The following is a 1,205-nucleotide window of genomic DNA, read 5'->3' on the forward strand; positions in this document are numbered from 1 at the left end:
TCGGCGTACTGGACCGGCAGCGGTTCCCAGGCGGGTGTCCGCCCCTGCCGCCGGGCGGCGTAGGCGGTCGCAAGGTCGGAGGCCAGCGGGCGCAGCGACCACCCGTCCCCGGCGATGTGATGCACCACCACCACCAGCACATGCTCGGCGGGCACCGTGGGGCAATCGCCGGACTGCGCTGCCTGCGCTGTCCGGTGCGCCGAACTCGATGAGGCGCCGGAGGTCACGGTGAACAGCCACGCGCGGATCGGCAGGTCGACCGCCAGGTCGAAGGCGTGGCGGACCGCGTCGTCCACCAGCCCGTTCACCTCATTCGGGGCCGCCTGGACCGTCGTCAGCTCGACGTGGGCGTGGTCGAGGGTGTGCTGGTGGGGGATGCCGTCGATGTCGGGGAAGACGGTGCGCAGGGTTTCGTGCCGGCTTGCCACGTCGTTGAGTGCCGTCGCCAGGGCTTCGGGGTCGAGGTCGCCGGTGAGGCGGAGGACCAGGGGGATGTTGTAGGTCGGGCTGGGGCCTTCGAGGTGGTGGAGGAACCACAGGCGGCGCTGGGCGAACGACAGCGGCAGGGGGTGGGGGCGCTGGCGGGTGGTCAGGTGGGAGCGGGAGGGTGCCTGGGCGTCGAGGTGGCGGATCAGTCCGGCGGGGGTGGGGGTTTCGAAGACGGCGCGGACGGGGACTTCGGCGTCGAGTACGGCGCGGATGCGGCTGGTCAGTCGGGTGGCGAGCAGGGAGTGGCCACCCAGGTCGAAGAAGTCGTCGTCCATCCCGGCCCGGTCGATGCCGAGGACTTCGGCGAACAGGTTGCAGAGGATCTCCTCCCGCGCGGTGCTGGGGGCGCGGTACTGGGCGCCGGCGGTGAGGTGGGGTTCGGGCAATGCCGCGCGGTCGAGTTTGCCGTTCACCGTCAGCGGCAGCTGCTCCAGCACCACCACCGCCGAGGGCAGCATGTAGTGCGGCAGGACCGCCCGCAGATGCTCGCGCACCTCCTCCACCACATCCCCGCCCGCATCGGCCGGGACGACGTAGGCGACCAGATGCTTGCCGGCGTCGGTGCCGCGGCCGTCTCGGGCGAGCACGGCCGCCTGCCCGACACCAGGATGCTCCAACAGGGCGGCTTCGATTTCGCCGAGTTCGATGCGGTATCCGCGGAGTTTGACTTGGTGGTCGGTGCGTCCGAGGTATTCGAGGTGTCCGTTGGTGGTTTG

The 1,205-nt window shown here is 71.0% G+C and carries 2 protein-coding genes; one reads left to right on the plus strand and one right to left on the minus strand.

What is annotated here, in order from left to right; genetic code table 11:
- A partial coding sequence (locus tag AB0J39_RS39655; protein ID WP_363474373.1) for a condensation domain-containing protein occupies window positions 1-1,076 on the minus strand: 1,076 nt, incomplete at its 3' end.
- Here AB0J39_RS39655 and AB0J39_RS39660 point away from each other — a divergent pair.
- On the plus strand, window positions 972-1,205 hold a 234-nt coding region (locus AB0J39_RS39660; RefSeq protein ID WP_363474375.1), incomplete at its 3' end, for a hypothetical protein. The genes AB0J39_RS39655 and AB0J39_RS39660 overlap by 105 nt on opposite strands.

It is taken from the genome of Microbispora sp. NPDC049633, from assembly GCF_040675265.1.
In the GTDB taxonomy this organism is placed as follows: Bacteria; Actinomycetota; Actinomycetes; order Streptosporangiales; family Streptosporangiaceae; genus Microbispora; species Microbispora maris.